The organism is Neolewinella xylanilytica (genome assembly GCF_002934605.1).
Classification (GTDB): Bacteria; Bacteroidota; Bacteroidia; order Chitinophagales; family Saprospiraceae; genus Neolewinella; species Neolewinella xylanilytica.
On the sequence record NZ_PTJC01000005.1, the window covers coordinates 815,147 to 836,468 of the forward strand.

Consider the following 21,322-nt stretch of genomic DNA (forward strand, 5'->3'; position numbering starts at 1 on the left):
GCTGCCTCAACCGAGTAAGGCCAGGACGATGACATGCAACACCGACGGACACAGCAGACAGCCCAGGCCCGTATAGAACGTAGCCGTCAGCGCCCCGTAAGGAACCAGTTTCGGGTCGGTGGCGGCCAGTCCGGCGGCTACTCCGCTGGTGGTTCCCAGCAGGCCGCCGAAGACCACGGCCGAATGTGGGTTATCCAGGCCCAACCGTCGCGCCAGTAGCGGCGTGAGCACCGTGGTCGCGATGGTCTTTACAACCCCCGCGGCAATACTGATGGCCATCACCTCCGAGGTGGCGCCGAGCGCCGTGCCGGTCACCGGTCCGACGATGTAGGTACAGACGCCCGCCCCGATCGTCGTCAGGCTTACCGGGTCGGTGTATCCCATGGCAAGCGCCAGGGCCACGCCGATCACGAAAGCCAGTACCACGCCAATGAACAGGGCGATGGTCCCGGCCGGACCGGCATGTTTCATCTGCGCGGGGTCGGCACCCGTTGCCGTAGCCACCACGGCAAAGTCGCGCAGCATCGACCCGCCCAGTAGCGCCATGCCGGAGAACAGGGGGAAACTGGCAATGCCCCGCTCGCCGCCGAGAAAGGCCAGCACCAATCCGATAATAATGGCTACCGCTACGCCCGGGATGAGTCCGCCCAGGACGCGGCGGGCGATCCAGAACGACACCAGCAGTATCAGGCCGACCACTAGGAAGGCGAAGATCAGCCCGTTTTTGATCAGCAGGTCGGAAAGGATGGCCTTCATGACTCCTTCGCGGTTTCTTCCCCTGGCCGGCCGATCCGCGACAACAACGGTACCAGAGCGAGCGCCGCCAGGGTGGCTACTATCCCCGCGAGTAGGGCCAGCCAGCCCCCCGAAAGGGCGGCGGTGGCATGCTGCACCGAAGCCATGGCCACGATGATGGGGATGTACATGGCACTCCAGAAGCGGATACCACCGGCCGTGGCGCCGTCCATCATTCCGCGGCGGCGGAGGTATCCGTTGACCAATATGAGTAGCAGCATCGCGAAGCCTACTCCGCCGACGTCGCCGTCGATACCGATCACCGCGCCCAGTAGCGTTCCGACTACCTTGCCAAGTAGAAAGCAGGCCGCCAGCGTAGCCACTCCGTAGATGGTCATGGGAACTGCTTTTTCAGCTCCTGCTTGGTTACTTTACCCATTACGTTGCGGGGCAATTCCTTCGTAAAGAGGTACTTCCGGGGCAATTTGTAAGCGGGAAGTCGGTCGCGCAGCCACCCCTCGAGGGCGGTGAGGTCGACTTGGCCGTCATCGACGATCAGGCAGGCGCCGATTATTTCGCCCCACTCCTCGTCGGGTAGGCCAACGACGCCACAGTCCCGGATGGCGGGATGTTGGCGCAGGACCTCCTCGATCTCCAGGGCGGAGATTTTATAGCCGCCGGATTTGATGATGTCGACCGAATGGCGACCGAGTATCCGGTACGCACCGTCGGCAAGCGTGGCCACGTCACCGGTTCGGAACCAGCCATCGCGGGTGAAGGCATCGGCGGTCGCGTCCGGCCGGTCCCAGTACTCCAGGAAAACGTTGGCGCCCCTTACCTGAATTTCTCCGGCTTCGCCATCCGCCACCGGTTCGTTTTCCTCGTCAACGAGCCGCACCGATACGCCCTCCAGCGCCTGACCGATGTGTCCGGGCCTGCGCTCGCCGCGGTAGGGGTTGCTGATGGCCATGCCCATCTCGGTCATCCCGTACCGCTCCAGCAGCGTATGGTCGCTGATGGCCTTCCAGCGTTCCAGCACCGATACCGGTAGGGCGGCCGATCCGGATACCATCAGGCGGAACGCCCGCAGCCGGTCCGATAGGGCTTTCTGCTCCGCTTCCGGCAGGCCGTCGTAGTACGCCAGCAGCTTGTAATAGATGGTGGGAACGGCCATGAAGACAGTGATCGCCCCGCTCCGGAAGCGGTCGAAGGTGGCCGCTTCGCCGAAGCGCGGCAGGAATTCGCAGCAGGCACCGCTCCAGAGCGCGCAGCACAGGGCGTTGACGATGCCGTGGACGTGGTGCAACGGCAGCACGTTGAGGATCCGGTCCTCCGGCGTCCATTCCCAGGCCGTTACCAGGCTACTGATTTGAGCCTCGATGTTGCGGTGGGTCGTAACCACCCCTTTCGGTTTGCCGGTGGTGCCACTGGTGTACAGGATCATGGCCCGCCGGTCGGGAGTGATATCCGGGAGGCGGACTTTCCCGCTACCCACCTGATGGGCGGGGCGGAAATCCGTATCGGGCAGATCGAAGATCGGCCGGAGCAACTCCTGGTACGCAGGCGCGTAGAGCACCGACCGGGCGCCGGTATCTTCGATCACGTACTGCAGGGAAGGCAGCGGATGCTTGGTACACAGCGGAACGGCAATACCCCCGGCCCGCCAGATGCCCCACTGAATGGCCACGTAGAGGAAGCCGGGCGGCACGAGGAAGGCAACCCGCTCCTCCTCGAGATCGTCCATGCCTTCCAGCAGGTCGGCGGCGATTTCGGCGGATTTTCGCTCGAGTTCCGCGTAGGTGTAGGTTTGGTTGTCGCTGCTTATGGCGGACCGGTCCGAATACCGGCGGGCCCGTTCGATCAATGGAACCAAGGTGGGTGGATTAGCGCATGATGACTTACTCCGACAAGGTAGCTGTTGTCAGGCATATTTCTCCTCGACGATCCGCGCTACCTCACTCGGGGAGGTAACCGATGTTCTCCGCCGGTTCAGCGCGCTGCAACCACTCCGCCAGGCAGTCCGTATCCGTTTCCTCACACACCGGGTCACCATCGCAGTCGAAGGGTACGGCCACGAGCTGGCAATTGGGCGACGCGTACCGAAAGAAGTACCGTTCATCCCGGAGCAATACTTCGACAAACGTCGCACAACTTGATTGCGGCTCCGCCACCAATCCCAGTCGGCTGATGATTCGTTCCGCGCAGTAGCGGTCCCCCGGTATGAAACCCAGTAACTGCTGATCCGTAGCCGCGCCAATCACCCGCCGGGCCTCATCCGGCTCGAACGGCAACCTTTCCCCCGTGCAGGCGTAATACCGCGTCTGGGTGTAGCAGGTAGCTGAATTCACTGTATAGATCGTTTCCTCCGCAGTCTGATAAATGACGACGGATAGGCTACAAGGAGGTTGGGGGTCCTCGACCAACCCCAGCCGTTCGGTAACCTGGCGCGCGCACACCTCAACCGCACCGGCTGGTTGCTCACATCCGGAGATGCCCAGGTAAAAGCCGAACAGGCCGGCCAGTAACATCACGGGAAATACGTTCATACGCGGTAGACGGTAGCAGCCTTCCCGACGTTGGCGGTTCAGAAACGAAAAACCCCGTAGCCCCGCATCTGGTACATGGCCACGGTGGTCAGCATCGAGGTGGCGATTTCCACCTCCGGGCTCACCGCTTCCGCCGCTAGGTCGCGACCGATCAGGGACTGCCCACAGACGGTCAGGCGCACCCCCGCCTGCTGCAGCGCGCGTAGGAGGGGCAGGTTCGGGTTGTCGACGCCGAAGCGTTCCCGGTACGCTTCGGTGGTCAGCACCCCGTAGGTAGCCGCGCCGTGAATGGCGAGCACGACCTGCACCCGGTCAGCGGGCACCCCGGCTACGGCAAAGAGGTTGAGCAGGCGGGAGACATGGTACAAACCGCCGCCCAGGCTGTCGGGCTCCTCCGCCCCCGTGAAGACGTCGATCACTAGCCGGTAGTCGAGCTCGGGGTCGGGCCGGACGGTCGCTTCCGGAATGGCGTAGATGCCACCGAAGGGCACCGCCGGCGTAACCCGCTCCTGGGCGCCGAGCGCGGGAGCCGGCCAAATCCCCGGAAGGAAACCTATACCGAAGATCAGAAAAAAACAGAGGGGGCGCATGCAATTCGTTTGGGTGTTGCGGTAAGATAGCTGTACCCAGCCTTGCCCCGGCGATCGGCCATCGGGTGGCCACAATCGGGACGCTTATTCCACGGCCTGGAATATATTTCGGTTCTGCTATTTATAAAACCCTGATAGACAACAGGTGTACTTTATGGCACGGCCTTGGCAGGGTGGGAGGTAGATTTATAACTAAAGAGCACTCAACAACTTTTGCAGCTACGGCTGGTGTAGCAATTTTATGACACGCAAACATAAATAACGGCTTGAACGGCGGCCGCTTCTCCATCGGGGAACCACGTCCTTCACAGCTATTTGTACCCGGTCTTCGTCGAGAAGGCCGGGTCTTTCTTTTCTTTCGACTATCCTTGGGTACCGCTTGGCGGTCGTCATTCCTTGCCCCCGGGCAACGTTCAAATCTGTGTACCTATATACTATCGTGCCCCGGTTGTACGTATTAGAGAAGTACGCATTTATCCGATACACCAACCCGCCCCAACGGCCTTTGTAGGTCGATGGCCAATAAGTCGAGCAAGTGGATAGTTTCAAGATCTTCGTTGTCGAAGACGACCCTTTCTATGGCAAACTGCTGAAGCATCACCTGAATCTGAATCCGGATTTCGAGGTCGATCTCTTCACGACCGGGCAGGCATGCCTCGAAGCCCTATACCGGAAACCCGACGTCATTTCGATCGATTACGGGCTACCCGATATGAACGGCGGGGAGTTGTTCGCCCGCATTCGCGATCTGAACAATGTCGTTCCCATCGTGATCATCAGCGGACAGGAGGACATCTCCACCGTCGTTAATCTACTCAAGCGCGGCGTCCACGATTACATCGTCAAGGACGACAATACGAAGAGCCTCCTCTGGAAATCCATCGTAAATATCCGGGAAAACAGCGACCTGAAGGTAGAGGTGGAATCCCTGCGGGGGCAGTTGGAGGAGAAGTACAGCTTCGACGGTATCATCGGCAAAAGCCAAGCCATGCAGGGTATCTATACCATGCTGCGCAAAGCCGTAAAGTCGAACATCAACGTCAGCATCACCGGGGAAACCGGCACCGGCAAGGAAGTGATCGCCCGGGCCATCCACTACAACAGCGAGCGTAGCAAGAAGCCGTTCATGGCCGTCAACACGGCCGCGATTCCCGAAAACCTGCTGGAGAGCGAACTCTTCGGCCACGAGAAGGGCGCCTTCACCGGCGCGGTCGGGCGGAAGGCCGGTAAGTTCGAAGCGGCCAAGGACGGTACCCTGTTCCTGGACGAGATCGCCGAGATGGACCTGACGCTGCAGAGCAAAATTCTCCGGGCCATTCAGGAACGGGAGTTCACGCGGGTGGGCGGTACGGAAAACATCCCGTTCCGGGCCCGCCTCCTTACGGCTACCCACCGCGACCTGGAAGTGCGGGTGCGGGAGGGTAAATTCCGCGAAGACCTCTTCTACCGCATCATGGGCTTGCCGATCGCCCTCCCCGCCCTGCGCGAAAGGGGAGAGGATATCCTCCTGCTGGCCAGCGCATTCGTGAAACAGTACGCCAAAGACAACGGCCTGCAACCGCTGAAGCTCAACAAAAGCGCCAAGGACAAACTCCTGAAGTACGATTTTCCCGGTAACGTTCGGGAGCTCAAGGCGATCATCGACCTGGCCTGCGTCATGACGGAAACCAATAAGATCAACGCCGACGATATCATCTTCTCCGGCCTCAATAGCCCGTCCAATTTCGAATACGGCAGCAAAACCCTGCGGGAATACACCCGCGAGATCCTGCAGCACCACCTGGAGAAGTACGACAATAATGTGGTCCAGGTAGCCAAAGTATTGGACATGGGGAAATCCACGATCTACAACATGCTCAAGAGCGGAGAATTACAGAGCGAGCTTTCCCGCTAAAGCTACCCTACCGCGTTGCGTCTCATTCTACTACCGTTTTTGCTATTCCGCCCGAAGGCGGAGCCTTAGAAGCCCGGAAATGACTTATCACAAATTACTACGTCGACAAATCAAACAGCATCTGTCGGCGAAGGTACTGGCACAGGAAGAGGTACAGGCCTTCCTAAAAAGTATCAACGACTCCTACGGGAGCTACGACCGGGAGCACGCCCGGGTGGAGCACGCCTTCCAAATCGCCCGGTCGGAAGTCGAGCAAGTGAACCGGGAGATCGGTTCCCTCGTCGACCAGCGGAAGCGCAGCCTGCAGGAACTCAGTCGGGCCGCGGCCGAACTGGCGGATGATTCGAACGGTACCGAAGCGGAAGGGGACCTGGTTTCCCTCTCCGAAAGCATCCGCGGGCAGGTCCACGTCACTACCATCGTGAAGGACGAGCTAACGCGCAACATCAACCTGTTCAAAGCATTGCTCAACAACCTCAAGTCGGCCGTCGTCATTGAGAACGAGCACAACGAGATCCTCTTCGCGAACGAGTTATTGGCCGATTTCTTTTCCGAGGCTTTCCACCCCCAGGACATCATCGGCGACGATGCCGTGCAGACCCGGGATTCCTGCAAGTTCATTTTCAGCGATCCGGACAAATTCATCGCCGATATCCAGGTCTGCCTCCAAAACCGGGTGCCGGTTTATAATCAGCAGCTGGAACTGAAGGACGGCCGCATTCTCGAAAGGGATTATGTACCCATTTTTGTCAACGGAGCCTACAAGGGCCACCTGTGGAAGTTCAACGACGTAACCGCCAAGGCCCGCTACGAGCACCAACTACGGGAGAGCGAGGAGCGCAACCGACTGATCATGAACTCCTCCATGGATGCCATTGTCGTGAGCGACCAACGGGGCACCATTCAGTATTGGAACCCCCGCGCCGAAGAACTTTACGGCTGGTCCTTCGAGGAAGTAAAGGGGAAGAATGGGGTGGAACTGACCCTTCCCGAGCGGCTGTGGAAAGCCTGGATAATGGATTTGAATGGCCACCTCTCCCAACAGAAAAAGAACGGAAAAAACCGGGTTCTGGAGCTGGAGGCCGTCAACCGGGCGGGCGAGCATTTTCCCATCGAGCTAGCGTTGATCACCTACGAGCAGCACGGAGAGACCTTCTATGCCGCCTTCATCAAGGATATCTCCACCCGCAAACGGTGGGAGAACCGTCTCCGGGCCCAGGAAGAGAAGTACCGGAATATCATCACCGATATGAACCTGGGCTTGGTGGGAGTCGATCTGAACGAGACCATCAATTACGTCAATCAGAGCTTCTGCAATATGAGCGGCTACTCCATGGATGAACTGGTGGGCCAGCACGCCAGCTTCCTCCAGTTCGAGGAGGCGAATATGGTGCTCCTCCGGGAAAAAATGGAGATCAGTGCTAAGGGCATGTCCGGCACCTTCGAAATCACCGCAAAGAACAAAGCCGGAGAGAAGCGCTGGTGGTTCGTCTCCGGTGGCCCGAGCTACAACGACGACGGAGAGCAAATTGGCTCCATCGGCGTGCACCTGGACATCACAGAGCAGAAGCGGATGAAAGAAGAGCTCGAAATTGCCAAGAACAGTGCCGAGCAGGCTTCGGAAGCTAAGGAAGCCTTCCTGGCCAACATGAGTCACGAAATCCGCACTCCCCTCAACGCCATCATCGGTATGATCCGCGAGCTGAGCCGGGAGAAGCTGTCGCCCAAGCAGCAAAGTTACCTGAGTCATACCGACTCGGCCGCCCGACACCTGCTCTCGATCGTAAACAGTATCCTCGATATCTCCAAAATCGAGGCCGGGGAGCTGGAGCTGGACTGCCACGATTTTAGCCTCGAAGCCCTGGTCGCCAATCTCCGCAGTATCCTCCACATCAAGGCCGCACAGAAGGGACTTACCCTTGATTGCTGCCTCAGCCCAACACTCTGGAAAGCACACCTCGGCGATAGCGCACGCCTTCGCCAGGTACTGATCAACCTGCTCGGGAACGCGATCAAATTCACGATGCAGGGTACCGTTAGTATGTACGCGGAAGTCGTGGAGGAAGACCAAACCGGTCAGACGTTACGCATCGAAGTGGCCGACACCGGTATCGGCATGGCTCCGGAATACCTAGGCGAGATTTTCTCCAAGTTCAGTCAGGCGGAGCGATCCACTTCCCGCCGTTTCGGAGGTACGGGCCTGGGTATGTCCATAACCAAGGAAATTGTCCGCTTGATGGACGGCACCATCGAGGTCACCAGTGAGAAAGGGGTGGGCACCCGCTTCGTCATCCAGGTCAGGCTGGCCAAGGGAAACATCGACAAACTCACCCTGCAGGAGGAGCAAAACCAGCACCTGCTGGAAGGCACCCACATCCTGCTGGTCGAAGACAATATCATGAACCGCTTCATCGCCCGCAAGAGCCTCTCCCACTTCGGGTGTACGGTCGACGAAGCCGAAAACGGGCGTATCGCCATCGATCTGCTCAAGGAGAAAGCGTACGACCTGATCCTGATGGACATTCAGATGCCGGAACTGGACGGCGTGGCAACCACCAAGATTATCCGCGGCGATCTCCGCCTCGACGTTCCCATCATCGCCGTCACCGCCAACGCCTTTAAAAAAGATATCGACCTGTACCTCAGTATCGGAATGAACGACTTCGTGACCAAGCCCTTCGAAGAGCACGCCCTCTTCGAGACGCTGTCGCAACAGCTCCGCATCAGCCGCACCACCGATAAACCGACGGTCGCCTATACGGCCAGTAGCTGCTACGATCTGGGCTTACTCCGTAAACTCGGCCGCGGCGACGAGACATTCGTTCAGAAAATGGTCGGCATCTTCGTCGAACAGATGCCCGTTTCTCTCCAGGAGATCTGCCAGGCACTGGCGCAGAAAGATTATCCGTCCGTTGCCCAGGTAGCCCACCGGATCAAACCGAGTATCGACAGTATGGGAATCGGCCAACTCGAAGGGGTCGCCAAGGACATCGAGGTCTATGCCAAATCGGATAAGGTCGTGCACGGGGTACTCGCCAGTAAAGTGAATTTCTTCTGCGGCACCCTGATCACCGTGGTCGACAAAATCCGAGAAGACGAATTATTACTACTGTAGGCGATTTGTGGCGCCGGAGCGCAGGGACAAAGCCCGTGCCGACCATATTTCTCCGCCTAAGATTAAGCCGGTGTGAACCATGTGTAAACTTTCGTGTAATTTGTAGATAATCGATACGGCAGTCTACCATGGCTTAAGGTGCAGTATCGTACTGCCCTTATACCACACTATGACAATTTTTACCCAAGATTACCTGCCGGATGGAAACTGGTTCCAGCGGTTTGACCGCCAAGCACTTGCAATCGGGCTTTTGCTGCTCGGTACGGACGTGGTTTTTCTTCTGTTACACGTAGCACTCAACTTTGACTTCCTATCGGACCGCCGACTGCACATCGAGGTGGACAATGGTTACGCGGAACAGTTCCAGTATCTCAAGTTTTTGACCAGCGCCGCCCTGCTCCTGTACCTCGGCTTCAGCCGGAAAGGAACTACACGGATCTTCCTGGCTGGCCTGCTGCTGTTTCTGCTCTTCGAAGACATTGCCCGCATTCACGAAGATTTCTACCTGATCGGCGAGCGGTTCATCGCCCTCCCCGAGGTGGGGCCGCTGACGAACCGGGCCCTCTGGGAACTGATCTACGGCCTGACGGTAGGGGGGCTGTTGCTCGGGCTGCTCGTTATCAGCGTCCTGCGTACCTACAATGAGGTGCTGCGTAAACGCATGGTTTTACTCTGCCTCCTGCTCGTCCTGTTTGGCGGCTTCGGCGTTGCCGTCGACGCGGTGCACGGGCTGCTGCAGCAGGCCGGAGATAGCCCGTATACGGAAAGCCTGCTGGGCATCGTGGAAGACTGGGGAGAGATGATCACCGTCTCGCTCATGGCCATGCTCGTGGTCGACGACGTTTACCGTACCGCGCCGAAGAAAGTGCTTTCCGGCGGACCGAGGTAGCTAGGTTTCAGCCCACCGGCGTCGATGATGAATTGCTGGAAAACGACGCCGGGGTCGACCATCCACACTTTCAGCGTGTGCTGTCCGGGCAGCAGTTCCCCGTGCTCCGATTGCTTTTTACGAATGTGATCCGTCACCGAAGTGTTCCACCACTCGGGGTATTCCCAGTCGGGCTGATCTTCGCCGGCGTGGATATTAACGATCCGGGGTTCTTCGTCGTCAATGGCGATGGCGTACCGCAAGCCTTCGTTCTTTTTATAGTTGAGGGTAGGAGAGAGGTGGGTTTCCACGGTCACCGCGGCCGAATCCAGTAAGGTGAAGGTATACTCCAGGCGGGGAGCGCCGGCGGCGGGTGACTGCGGCTCGGCATCGGCCGGCTCGGGCGTCATGGCGGAATGGGTCCGGCCGAGATTGGGCACCAGGGTCCAGTGAACGTGCTCCCCGTCGACTTTAGCGGTAAAGTTGGTGGCCTCGATCGATACCACCCCATTGTTTTCCAGGAACCCGGCGGCTTCTACGTTCGGGGTGCGAAGGGGAACGGCTACCGTAAACTCCCGGTCCCCGTCCGAAAGTACGACCGTTCCGCTGCGTACCGCTTCGGGTACGCGCGACCAGTCGATGCTTACCGTCACTTTCTCTTCGTATTGAATCTCCCCGCCGGAAGACGACAGCTCGATCCAGTCCTCTATGGCATGCACCGTATAGGTGAGCGGCTCCGTGCCTTGGTTGAATACTTCCAGGTAGTATTGCTGGTCGTTCAGCGGATCGAAGGCGGGAAAGGTGCGGCTATACAATCCACCGCGCGCCCACCGCGAGCCGGGTCCGTGCTCTACTACGTAGCCGAGCGCGGCGGCCTGAGGCGTCCTGATGTACGTGATGGCGGGCATCCGGTCTACGGGCGGTTCCGCCCAGCTGGTGTAGCCGATGTGGTTCTGGGCCATGAAGTGGTTCCACTTGCCATCGGCCAGGGTATCGTGGTAGTAGCGGATGAGTTCGGCGTCGCGCTCGAACTTCTCCTTGGTGAGGTCAGCGTAGTAGTTGGCGGAAGCGCGCTGCTGCATGGCATACTGCTGGTTTTTACCGGCGGCGACGTACATCTCGTTCAGGTTTCTGGAGATCTCGATCGGGAAGTGGACGAGCTGGTAGTAGGCGTCGCGGGCCGCTTCGTCCAGGTCTTCGTAGACGGCGGTGCTACGCTCGTACAGGGCATCGTATGCTTGAAGGACGCGCTCGGCTTCGCGGTAATTATCCAGGCTATAGGTATCCGGTTTGATCATTTCCGGGGTGCGGCGGGCGCTGTATTTGGTGGACAGCGCCAGGATGTCGGCGATCTCCTCGGAACGCTCGGAACCAAACTGCTGAGCGGCCCAGTCAGCGTAGTAGCCGGGCAGGTCGGCGGCTTCCATGTCGGCGTTCCAGCCGAAGTCGAGAAAAAAGCTGATCGGCAGTTCCATCGGTTTGAGGTCGCCGACGTTGGTGATCCAGAGGTCCCGGACGCCCCATTCGTAGGAGAGGTTCATCTGTTCCCAGACCCGCTCGATTTGGGTGACGTTGAGCCAGCGGTAGGATACGGGGCCGCCCACGAAATCGAAATGGTAATACATGCCGTAGCCGCCGGCGTGGTCCATGTCTTCTTTTTTGGGGAGGATGCGCACATTACCCCAATTGTCGTCGCAGAAAAGTACGAGGATGTCGTCGTCGACGCGCATCCCCTTATCGTAGTAGTCCTGCACTTCCTTGTAGAGCGCCCATACCTGGGGCGTTTCCTCTACCGGTTTACCGGTGACGTCGGTGATGATCTCCCGCTGGTCGGCGATGATCCGCTGGAGCAGGGGAACGGCGGTGCCTTCGCTCATGGCCTCGTCGCCGTCGCCGCGCATGCCCAGGGTGACCACGCTTTCGTAGTCGCCCATCCGTTCGATGCCGCCCCGCCAGAATTCCCGCAATTTGGGTGCGTTCGTTTCGTAGTTCCAGGCGCCGCCATCGTAGCGGCTCCACTCTTCGTGGTAGCGCATCATAGGCTCGTGGTGGGAGGTGGAGATGACGATGCCGTAGTCGTCGGCCGTTTGCAGGTTCTCGGGGTCGTCGGTGGAAAATACCCGCGGCCGCCACATCGCTGGCCAGAGGTAGTTGGCCTTGTTTCGCAGGAGCAGCTCGAAGACCTTTTCGTAGAATTCGTGGTTGAAGGAGCCGAAGTTCTCTTCGACCCAGCCGGTGAGGGCCGGCGCCTCATCGTTGAGGAAGATGCCGCGGTACTTCACCGACGGGCCTTCGGATACGTAGCGGTCGCGACTGACGTAGACCGCTGCTTTCTTTTGTACCGGCGCGTCGGCCCAGTAGTACCAGGGGGAGACGCCCATCTCCTTGGATAATGTAAGTACCCCGTAGGCGGTACCCCGCTTGTCGCTGCCGGCAATCACTAGCGCTTCCTTTACGCCCTTCATGGGCCGTTTTACGGTCTGGACGATGAAGCGTTCCCATTCGCCGTCGATCTCTTTCACGCTCAGTTTGCCTTTGCGTACTAGCTCGTCGATCAGAGCGCTTTCACCGACGGTGCCGATCACGACCAGGCGGTCGGTGGCACCGCCCGCTTCGGTGCTTATCGTCGGTCGTTTGCCGGTCACCTTTTCGACATCGTCGGCCAGAAAGCCGGCGGTGATTTCGACCAGCTTTTCATCGTTGGCATCGTAAAGTATATCCGTAGCCCGGTCGTCTACCAGCGTGAACTGGTGCCGGTCGTCCGTCGGGCGGTCCGAAACGGAAAACTGGGCGTGGGCGAACACGGGGAGCGCGCAAAGGAGAAGGGTAATGAATCGCATGATCGGCTGACTGAAAGAAAAAGGAAAAGCAGGCTCCGTAGGCGGTTGGAGCAATCGATTGCGTAAGATAAGGAGTTCTGTTTAATCTCAATTGGACCCTCGCGGGTCCCTTGGCTATCGCTCGGCGACGCTCCGAGGTCCTCGTCCTTCGGGAGGTGAGCGCAGGGGGACCTCAAAGCGTGCTTGCACCTTCGAGCGTCCGGGTCGGCTCCTAACTTCACCCCTTGATCATCCCCTCCAACAGGGCCTGTACGGCGGGCGAAGTACCGAGGGGGCGCAGGAAGCACACGTAGAGGTTAACGGCTACGATGAGCAACGTGGCCGGATGGTTCATCTTGCCGTAGCGGCGGGCCGTGAGGAGAGCCAGCCCGATGATGACTACCTGGGCTAAATACACCGGCGTGATGATGTCGATGTCCGGCCAGGAATCCTGCCCAAGCGCAATGGCGACGAACTGAAAGCCCCGACCGATGGCCGGCTGCAGGATGATGAATACGGTCGCGATCAGCCACCAGGCGTGTTCGTCGACCTGCTTGCGCTTCAGGATACTCATGATGACCGCCCCGGCGAAGGCCAGGATCATCGGGATCTCGATCGACGCCACTCCATAGAAGAACCAGGGCTCGAAGGGGCCGAAGCGGTCCGGCATCTCTGCGGCAAGGTGAGCGGTATTTATGTCGCGGTACATCATGCTGAGGGCGGTCAGGCAGACCCCCCCGGCCAGGAACATTCCGATGATGCCGTTCGTCCGGTGGCGTTCCAGTTGGCCGTGGGTGGCGTAGTAGGGCTGGATAATGAGGTAGAGGTACCAGAGGGCACCGGACCAGTAGTGGATGTGGACCGACCAGGCGTTGTCGGTAAAGTCGCCCCAGTAATCTCGCAGGATGCCTACTTGCATCACGACGAAGGGGATAATCATCCAGCGGTGGAGGTTGTGGTATTTGTGCATGGCGTATTGTTCAGACAGGTGACTACCTAGCCCGGGCACCCGCCGACGAGCGGGAATCGGTAATGAGCAATATGGGTCAGGTGGTGGTGACGGCTCCTACGGTATAGCTTCCCAGCCGGTTTTGTTACACCGACTACTTCCGCGCGCTATCCGCGGAGAGGGTATCGCGGCTGTCGGCGGGCGGTTCCAGCTTCATCAGTTCCCCGATCTCGAAGCGCAGCACGTCTTCCGCCGGCAACTGTAGCATGCGCTCTTCCCCCCGCCAGAAGGCCGGGTCTTCCCGGATGCGGAGGGCGGACATCGCCGCTGCCCCGTCGCGCAGGCGTCGGCCCTTTTGGTACCGCTTCATTTTCTCCGGATCCGTGATCACGTCGGTCACGAAAAAGAAGAGGGTAAAGATCCGGGGGTACTCCCGCCAATCCTGGTCCAGGGCCCATGTGAAGCTGGAGCGCTGTGGGTAGTATTTGCCGTTTACTTTCTGATAGGCGGTGTAGACCGCCGTAGGGTTTCCGACGTAACCCATGCGGATCTCGGAAAAGGAATAATCGGTCAAATTGATCACCGCCTCACCGGTGTATTCGCCCGGTGGTGGCCGGCCGGGAGCTTTGAGCTGGTGCGTATACCGCAGCCGGACCAGGGTATCCGTGCCGTCAAAGTACTGGCCGATCTGCTGGAAGGTGAGGTGTTCTAAGTCTTCACCCGAGCTGCCCCTAAAGAGGTACCCCAGACTGTCGCGGTAAAGGGGGTTCCCCAGCCAGGAATAGCCACCCGTCAGAAAGGACTGCCGGTCAAAGAACCGACGCGCTCCCGCCGGTACCTCCTGACTCCCCTTGGTGACCCGCAGTTGGTCGATCCATACTTTCGCCCGCTCCCGCTCATGGGCGGGAACATGTACGTAGGGACCGTCGGCGATGGTGAGGTAGCCTTCGTTGAGCTGGGCAAAGCCGACATTGGTGGCAAAATAGGAGCGATGGTACGCCTTCAGGTGATAGGCGTCATGACCGTAGTTTTCGGGGATGCGATCCAGGGCTCGGCGCACCAGTTGCCGCAACCCGAGATCGGAGATTACAACGACTCCGGGCAGTTCCACGAACTGCGATTCCAGACGGATGACGAGGGGCCGCTCCGGCAAGCCCGCTTCCTCGGCCAGGCGGACGCGCCCCACCTCGTAGGCGATCGAGCTGATCGCCAGCGTAGCGTAGCGGTAGGTCGCACTATCGAGTGAGATGGCGAACTGTCCGAGTTCGTTGGTCAGAACGCCCCGCGACTGGTCTTCCTCCAACACGACGTTCGCGAAGGGCACCGGCTCGCGGCTCACCGCATCGACGACGTAGCCGGTGATCGTTACCTGGCCGGAGAGTGCGGCGGAGAAAAGGGCCAGGAAACAGAGCAGGCGCATGGAGTTGGGATTTAGCCATAAGATAGGGGGTTTCGGTGATCGTTGGTTACCTCGGTCATTCCCGCAGCTCCGCTGGTCGGCCGACGGGTTTGGTGGGGAAACCTTGGGGGTAGTGGTTTTTCGTAGTAGCCGGGCCGACGAGCCGTTACGCCCACCGGCTCGGTGGTGCCCTTGGCAGTAGCTCGGCGGACCAGCGACGGTAGCCGGGCCGACGAGGACCAGTCGTCCGCACAGCTCCGCTGGTCGGCCGACGGGTTTGGTGGGGAAACCTTGGGGGTAGTGGTTTTTCGTAGTAGCCGGGCCGACGAGCCGTTACGCCCACCGGCTCGGTGGTGCCCTTGGCAGTAGCTCGGCGGACCAGCGACGGTAGCCGGGCCGACGAGGACCAGTCGTCCGCACAGCTCCGCTGGTCGGCCGACGGGTTTGGTGGGGCGAGGCTTGGGGAATAGTGCTTTTTCCAGTAGCTGGGCCGACGAGCCGTTACGCCCACCGGCTCGGTGGTGCCCTTGGCGGTAGCTCGGCGGACCAGCCACGGTGGCCTTCCGGGCTTTAGTCGGTAGATCGAACGGGCTTACTTATCTTGCTGTATGCCCTATCGCCTGATTACCCTTTCTCTCTTCCTTTCCGTCACCCTCTTCGCACAACCCCGACTTGAGTTCCTCGACCGCGGCGTCATTGCCCTGCGCACCGGCGCCCAAGAAGCCTTCGTCAGCTGGCGGCTGCTGGTTACCGACCCGGAAAATGCGGCGTTTCACCTCTACCGTACGGTAGGCAACGGCGAACCCCAACGAATCACCGCGACAGCCATCAGCGAGGGGACGAACTTCACCGACCGCGACGTCCCCTTTTCCAGTCCGGTCACCTACCGGGTGGAGCGGGCGGAGGGCTCCGCGGACGCTGCCGGCGCGAGCTTTACCCTGCCGGCGCGAGCACCCGTCCGAAACTACCTCAGCGTACCGCTCCGGACCCCAGAGGGATTCACGCCCAATGATGCCTCCGTAGGCGACCTCGACGGCGACGGGCAGTACGAAATCGTACTCCACCAGGTGGGTCGCGGCCACGACAACAGCCACTCGGGGATGACCACCGCCCCCGTACTGGAGGCCTACGAACTCGACGGCACCCTGCTGTGGCGTATCGACCTGGGCCGCAACATCCGCGAGGGAGCCCACTACACCCAGTTCATCGTTTACGACCTGGACGGCGACGGCCGCGCCGAGGTAGCCTGCAAAACCGCCGACGGCACCACCGACGGCGCGGGTACGGTGATCGGAGACGGCAACGCTAATTATGTCAACGACGCCGGCTACATCCTCGCCGGCCCCGAGTACCTCACGGTGTTTGACGGCCGGACGGGGGCCGCATTGTCGACCGTCGACTACGATCCGCCCCGCCACCCGGACACCGAATCGCCCACCACCGAACAGCTGAAGGCGATCTGGGGCGACGGCTACGGCAACCGGATGGACCGCTTCCTCGCCGGCGTAGCCTACCTGGACGGTGAAAACCCAAGCCTGATTATGGCCCGCGGCTATTACACGCGTACGGTGGTTGCCGCTTACGATTTCGGCGGCGGAGCGCTGGTTAAAAAGTGGACCTTCGACAGCGATGACGGCAATCCCGAAAACGCCCCCTACGCCGGGCAGGGCAACCACAGCCTAAGCGTAGCCGACGTGGATGACGACGGCCGCCACGAGATCATTTACGGGGCCATGGTGCTCGACGACGACGGCACGGGCCTCCACACCACCGGCCTCGGTCACGGCGATGCCCTCCACGTATCCGACCTGGACCCGTCCCGCCCCGGGCTGGAGATCTTCGACATCCAGGAGCGCTTTGACGATGCCGGGGCCCACTTCCGCGACGCCCACACCGGGGAGGTACTCTGGAAAAAACCCTCGATCAAGGCGGGAGACGACGGCGAAGGCCCGGGGCGCGGGCTATCGGCGAATATCGACCCCCGGTACCCCGGCAACGAGCAGTGGGTGCGGGGCGCGAACATCGAAGGTCTGTACAGTGCCAAGGGCGAGCTGATCTCCGAGAACAAACCGCCTTCCTGCAATTTCGCGGTTTGGTGGGACGGCGACCTGCTCCGCGAACTCCTCACCGGCAACACCGTCACCAAATGGGACTGGAAAAACGAAACCGTAGACACCCTCCTGCTCGCCGAAGGCGCCACCTCCAACAACGGCACGAAGTCGACCCCCGCCCTCAGCGCCGACCTGTTTGGTGACTGGCGCGAAGAGGTCATCCTGCGCAGCGAAGACAACCGGGAGTTGCGGATCTATACCACCACGATCCCGACGGAGCACCGCTTCGTTACGCTGATGCACAATCCGGTATACCGTGTGGCCGTAGCCTGGCAGAACGTGGCCTACAACCAGCCGCCGCACCCGGAATTCTTCATCGGGCCGAATATGGAGGCACCCCCCCGGCGCCCGGTCCGGCTAGTCGGGGGTAAGTAAGTGTCCGGGTTCATCGCCCCACTGTACTTCGTCCTTCCTCCCGGCCCGCGCCGGCAGACGAACTCCGTGGGCTCCGCTCGGCGGACGAACCTAATGCGTCGCCTCCCGGGCTCAATCGTCGATCCGGTTGTAGTTAACGCCTCGCTCGAATGCGACTCAAGCGAGGGTGTCATCACTGCTCCGTCGCGGCCTACGAAGACGGGGTAGTTGGTGCCGGTCTCGTAGAAGCGTGCCCAGGCCGGCCGAAAAAACGGTCTACAGGAAGCGCTGCAAATGCTTTTTATAGTAGCGGGCGTTGGTGGCCGCGCTCTCCAGGGAGCTGCTCGCGAAATTCCCGCCCTGCTCGACGTAGCAGAACTTCAGCCCCGACCGGTCGGGATCGGGAAGCAGGTTGGGATAGTCGATGCTACCCCGGCCGAGCTCGGTGTAATCTTCGGTTTTCTTGTCCATGTCTTTGACATGCCAGAGTGTGACGCGGCCGGGGTAGCGATCCACCATTTGCCGGGGCGTGAGGTCGGAAGAGCGGATCAGCCAGTACATGTCCAGTTCAAGTTCCACCAGTCCGGGGTCGGTTTTTTTGGCGATACCGTCGAAGGGCACCCGACCGTTGATCGGCTCGAATTCGAAGCCGTGGTTGTGGTAGGCGAAGCCCAGTCCGGCGGCGCGAACACGCGCGCCGATGGAATTGAGCAGGTCGGGCAAAAATTCGAAGGTAGCCGCGGTACGTTGTTCGGGGGCCATCCACGGCCAGGCGATGTACGACAGGCCGAGGGTCCTGGCCCCCCGGATGCACTGATCGACGAAGGCGGTCATCTCATCGGCCGGCCGGTAGAGGTAAGAAGCGAAGCCGAAGTGCCCGCTGGAGGCCGTGAGTCCGTGATCGTCGAGAAGGGTGCGGAATTCCGCGGCGGGACGGTCGTAAAAGGTACCCCGGTCGCCATCGAAGCCGAAGATCTCCACGTCGCGGTAGCCCATCTTCGCAATGGCGCCCAGGCTGGCGACCGCGTCGTCGGTCATCGCGTCGTGGATGGAAAAGAGCTGGAGCCCCATGGGGAATCTGGGATCCCGATCCTGGGAGAGGGGGGCGGCGGAAAGCAAAGTTGCGGCTCCTAGGGCGCCGCCGGTTTGAAGGAATCGACGTCTGTTCACGCAGCTCAAGATAAGCGCTACGCTAAAAAAAGGCGGCGGCGGGGCGCGGGAGCTATAGAACTAAGTTGCGGAAAATACTGATCCCTTATCTTTTGGCCAGATTCCTTAACGTATCCCGATGAAATTACCCGTTTGTCTTTCCCTGTTCGTCCTTCTTTTCTCCTGCGCTCCGGCGCAAAACGAATCTGCCGCTGCAAGCGAGCCGGCGGCCGCGGAAACGGAATCCGAGTGGATCACCCTCTTCGACGGGGAAACCACCGACGGCTGGCGCGGCTACAACGCCGAGGAAATGCCCCCGGGCTGGGTGGCGGAAGACGGCGTGCTGTACTTCGACACCGAAGTGGAACTGGAACAGGACTACACCGGCGGAAAAGACATTCTCTACGGCGAGCGGGAGTTTGACAACTTCGAGCTGGAACTGGACTGGAAAATCCCCCCGGGTGGCAACAGCGGCATCCTGTACCACGTGCAGGAAGGCTACGATGCTCCCTCCGAGGTGGCCCCCGAATACCAGCTCATTGACGATGCCGGCTACGCCGACATCCACGACCTGACCGGCTACAACAGCCAGTTCGGCGTAGATCACCCGGAACGCTTGCAGGACTGGCAAAGCACCGCCGCCGACTACGCCATGTATACCCCCGACTCCACCAAAAAGCACCTCAACCCCGCCGGTGAGTGGAACAGCACCCGCATCGTGTACACCCCGGAGCGGGTCGAGCATTGGCTAAACGGGGAGATGGTCCTTTCCTTCGTGCCCTATTCGGAAGACTGGGAGGCGAAGCGCAACTCCGGAAAATGGAAGAATGCGCCGGATTACGGGAAATTTAAAAGTGGGTACATCGTGCTGCAGGACCATGGTAGTCCGCTGTGGTTCCGGAATATCCGGATTCGGGAGCGGTAGGGAAGTACGATGTTTAAAGTTTGAAGTAGGAGGTACAACGGGCGGGGGTGCTCGCCTGCGGCTCGTTTTTCTCAACCCAGATTGACTTCGTCATTCACAGATTAGGGCACAGATTTGCACGGATTGGCTGCGCCGCTACTTCGGGGTTTCCCGCAGTACAGGATTGTACGGATTGGTTTCACTCGTTCGCGCTGCTCGCCTGCGGCTCGTTCCTTCCGAACCAGGGTACGCCCGGCCCCGGAAGGGACGCTTTGGGAGTGGCGAGGTCAACCCCCAGCGCAGCGGCAGGAGGGCCTCGCGGTCAAAAAAATCACCAATCACTGGGATCCAAGCAAATCCCCCGTATTTCCCGCATCTCTAGTACCTTGTCCAAATAAGGTTGCCCGTGCCTTTGGGGATGGGACGCAGATAATCAATTGCCATGCAAAGAAGAAGATTTATTCAGGGGAGCTCGTTGCTGGCGGCGACGGTATTGCTTCCCCAGTGCGCCACGTCGAAGCAGGGGAAGGCGGACCGGTTGCGGACCGCCCATATCGGCCTCGGCTTTCAGGGCCGGTCGGACCTGGAAGCCATCGCTTCCCACCCGTCGGTCGAGGTCGTAGCCCTCTGTGACGTAGATGCGCGGATGATCGCGGAGGTGCAGGGCACGTATCCCAATGCCCGGGCTTTCGAAGACTACCGGGTCATGCTGTCCGAGATGGGCGGCGAGATTGACGCCGTCATCGTAGCGACCCCCGACCACAGCCATGCGCCGGCCTCCCTCCTGGCGATGCAAATGGATAAGCCGGTCTACTGCCAGAAACCGTTGACCCACCACGTATCCGAAGCCCGGGAGATGGACCGCGTGGCTCGGGAACGCAAGCTGGTGACCCAGATGGGTATCCAGGTACATAGCTTCTACGACTACCGCATGGCGACCGAACTGATTCGTTCCGGCATCATCGGCAAGGTGGATACGGTGCGCGCCTGGTCGCCGAAGAACTGGGGCTATAACGGTCCGCAACCCACTAAGAGCGACCCGGTGCCCGAAGCGCTGAACTGGGATCTCTGGCTCGGCACCGCGCCCGAGCGGGCCTACGTAGAAGACTGGTACCACCCCACCAATTGGCGGAAGTTTCTCGACTACGGTTGCGGCACCCTCGGCGATATGGGCGTCCACATCTTCGATACGCCCTACAACGCCCTGGAGCTGGACGTGCCCCTCACCGTCATGAACGAGTGCCGGCCCCCGAACGGCTACGGCTTCCCGGAGAACAACATCGTGACCTACGAATTTCCCGGCACCGACTACACCGGCGACCGGCTGAAGTGGGTCTGGTACGACGGCCCGGGCGCCCCGGCCGGCCACCCGGAGCTGCAATTGCCGAACGGTGATGCGCTGCCCGAGCAGGGGGCGGTCTTTGTCGGCGAGAAGGGGCGGTTGCTCCTGCCGCACTTCATGGAGGAGCCCCGCCTGATCGTGGACGGTGCCTACCAGAACATCGATGCCGAGATCGCGGACGCCGCGGCATCCCTGAAGTTGGGCGAGCCGATCCGCAACTACGCCAGCGAGAGTCCCAAGCACTACCACCAGTTCGTGGATGCCTGCCTGGGCAAGGACGAAACCAGTGCTCCCTTCAGCTACGCCGCCCGGTTGACGGAGGTGATCCTGCTGGGCGTCGTGGCGGGCCGATTCCCGGGCCAGACCCTGCACTGGAACGCGGAGTCGGCGCAGTTTGACGAGGCGGAGGCTAATCAGTACTTGGCTGGGGATTACCGGGAGTTCTGATAATTTGTGAATGGGTGAATGGGTGAATGGGTGAATGGGTGAATTTTTGAATGGCTGAATTTGCGGGGATGCTCGCTTCGCTCGTCTGCCGACAGGTAGG

General features: G+C 60.3%; 15 protein-coding genes. 6 read left to right on the top strand and 9 right to left on the bottom strand.

What is annotated here, in order from left to right; genetic code table 11:
* Positions 1–6: 6 nt before the first annotated feature.
* The 5 genes from madM to CLV84_RS03295 all read right to left on the bottom strand — a co-directional run bounded on the left by madM (position 7) and on the right by CLV84_RS03295 (position 3,871).
* The gene (madM, locus tag CLV84_RS03275) at positions 7–756 is read right to left on the bottom strand and encodes a malonate transporter subunit MadM (RefSeq protein WP_104418306.1); all 750 of its coding nucleotides are present in this window, start codon (positions 754–756) and stop codon (positions 7–9) included.
* The gene (madL, locus tag CLV84_RS03280; protein ID WP_104418307.1) at positions 753–1,133 is read right to left on the bottom strand and encodes a malonate transporter subunit MadL; all 381 of its coding nucleotides are present in this window, start codon (positions 1,131–1,133) and stop codon (positions 753–755) included. The genes madM and madL overlap by 4 nt, the downstream gene beginning before the upstream one ends.
* On the bottom strand, positions 1,130–2,608 hold the full coding sequence (locus CLV84_RS03285) for an acyl-CoA synthetase (RefSeq protein WP_104418308.1): 1,479 nt from the start codon (positions 2,606–2,608) through the stop codon (positions 1,130–1,132). The genes madL and CLV84_RS03285 overlap by 4 nt, the downstream gene beginning before the upstream one ends.
* Before the next feature lie 82 nt (positions 2,609–2,690).
* Positions 2,691–3,281, bottom strand: coding sequence for a hypothetical protein (locus CLV84_RS03290; protein ID WP_104418309.1), 591 nt, complete (start codon positions 3,279–3,281; stop codon positions 2,691–2,693).
* Positions 3,282–3,319: 38 nt separating this feature from the next.
* The gene (locus CLV84_RS03295) at positions 3,320–3,871 is read right to left on the bottom strand and encodes a DsrE family protein (RefSeq protein WP_104418310.1); all 552 of its coding nucleotides are present in this window, start codon (positions 3,869–3,871) and stop codon (positions 3,320–3,322) included.
* A gap of 535 nt (positions 3,872–4,406) precedes the next feature.
* Here CLV84_RS03295 and CLV84_RS03300 point away from each other — a divergent pair.
* From CLV84_RS03300 to CLV84_RS03310, 3 genes are all read left to right on the top strand, one after another.
* The gene (locus tag CLV84_RS03300) at positions 4,407–5,765 is read left to right on the top strand and encodes a sigma-54-dependent transcriptional regulator (protein ID WP_104418311.1); all 1,359 of its coding nucleotides are present in this window, start codon (positions 4,407–4,409) and stop codon (positions 5,763–5,765) included.
* A 79-nt stretch (positions 5,766–5,844) separates the two neighbouring features.
* A complete protein-coding gene (locus CLV84_RS03305; protein WP_104418312.1) occupies positions 5,845–8,880 on the top strand; it encodes a PAS domain S-box protein in 3,036 nt (1,011 codons plus the stop codon).
* 169 nt (positions 8,881–9,049) lie between these two features.
* The gene (locus CLV84_RS03310) at positions 9,050–9,769 is read left to right on the top strand and encodes a hypothetical protein (RefSeq protein WP_104418313.1); all 720 of its coding nucleotides are present in this window, start codon (positions 9,050–9,052) and stop codon (positions 9,767–9,769) included.
* Here the strand turns inward: CLV84_RS03310 and CLV84_RS03315 are convergent.
* The 3 genes from CLV84_RS03315 to CLV84_RS03325 all read right to left on the bottom strand — a co-directional run bounded on the left by CLV84_RS03315 (position 9,724) and on the right by CLV84_RS03325 (position 14,936).
* The gene (locus tag CLV84_RS03315; RefSeq protein ID WP_104418314.1) at positions 9,724–12,588 is read right to left on the bottom strand and encodes a glycosyl hydrolase 115 family protein; all 2,865 of its coding nucleotides are present in this window, start codon (positions 12,586–12,588) and stop codon (positions 9,724–9,726) included. The two genes, CLV84_RS03310 and CLV84_RS03315, sit on opposite strands and share 46 nt — an antisense overlap.
* Before the next feature lie 217 nt (positions 12,589–12,805).
* Positions 12,806–13,537, bottom strand: coding sequence for a hypothetical protein (locus CLV84_RS03320; RefSeq protein WP_104418315.1), 732 nt, complete (start codon positions 13,535–13,537; stop codon positions 12,806–12,808).
* Between the two features lie 133 nt (positions 13,538–13,670).
* Complete coding sequence (locus CLV84_RS03325) at positions 13,671–14,936, bottom strand: carboxypeptidase-like regulatory domain-containing protein (RefSeq protein ID WP_104418316.1); 1,266 nt, start codon at positions 14,934–14,936, stop codon at positions 13,671–13,673.
* 587 nt (positions 14,937–15,523) lie between these two features.
* Between CLV84_RS03325 and CLV84_RS03330 the strand changes: the two genes are divergently transcribed.
* Positions 15,524–17,401 (top strand): rhamnogalacturonan lyase, encoded by a 1,878-nt coding sequence (locus tag CLV84_RS03330; RefSeq protein ID WP_104418317.1) that lies wholly within the window; start codon positions 15,524–15,526, stop codon positions 17,399–17,401.
* Between the two features lie 255 nt (positions 17,402–17,656).
* Here the strand turns inward: CLV84_RS03330 and CLV84_RS03335 are convergent, their stop codons facing one another.
* On the bottom strand, positions 17,657–18,550 hold the full coding sequence (locus CLV84_RS03335) for a TIM barrel protein (protein WP_146088690.1): 894 nt from the start codon (positions 18,548–18,550) through the stop codon (positions 17,657–17,659).
* A 118-nt stretch (positions 18,551–18,668) separates the two neighbouring features.
* Between CLV84_RS03335 and CLV84_RS03340 the strand changes: the two genes are divergently transcribed.
* Both CLV84_RS03340 and CLV84_RS03345 read left to right on the top strand, forming a co-directional pair.
* Positions 18,669–19,454, top strand: a complete 786-nt coding sequence (locus CLV84_RS03340; RefSeq protein ID WP_104418318.1) for a 3-keto-disaccharide hydrolase — start codon at positions 18,669–18,671, stop codon at positions 19,452–19,454.
* Between the two features lie 421 nt (positions 19,455–19,875).
* Positions 19,876–21,222 carry a Gfo/Idh/MocA family protein gene (locus tag CLV84_RS03345; RefSeq protein ID WP_104418319.1) on the top strand — a complete coding sequence of 449 codons (1,347 nt, stop codon included), beginning with the start codon at positions 19,876–19,878 and terminating at the stop codon, positions 21,220–21,222.
* Positions 21,223–21,322 lie beyond the last annotated feature (100 nt).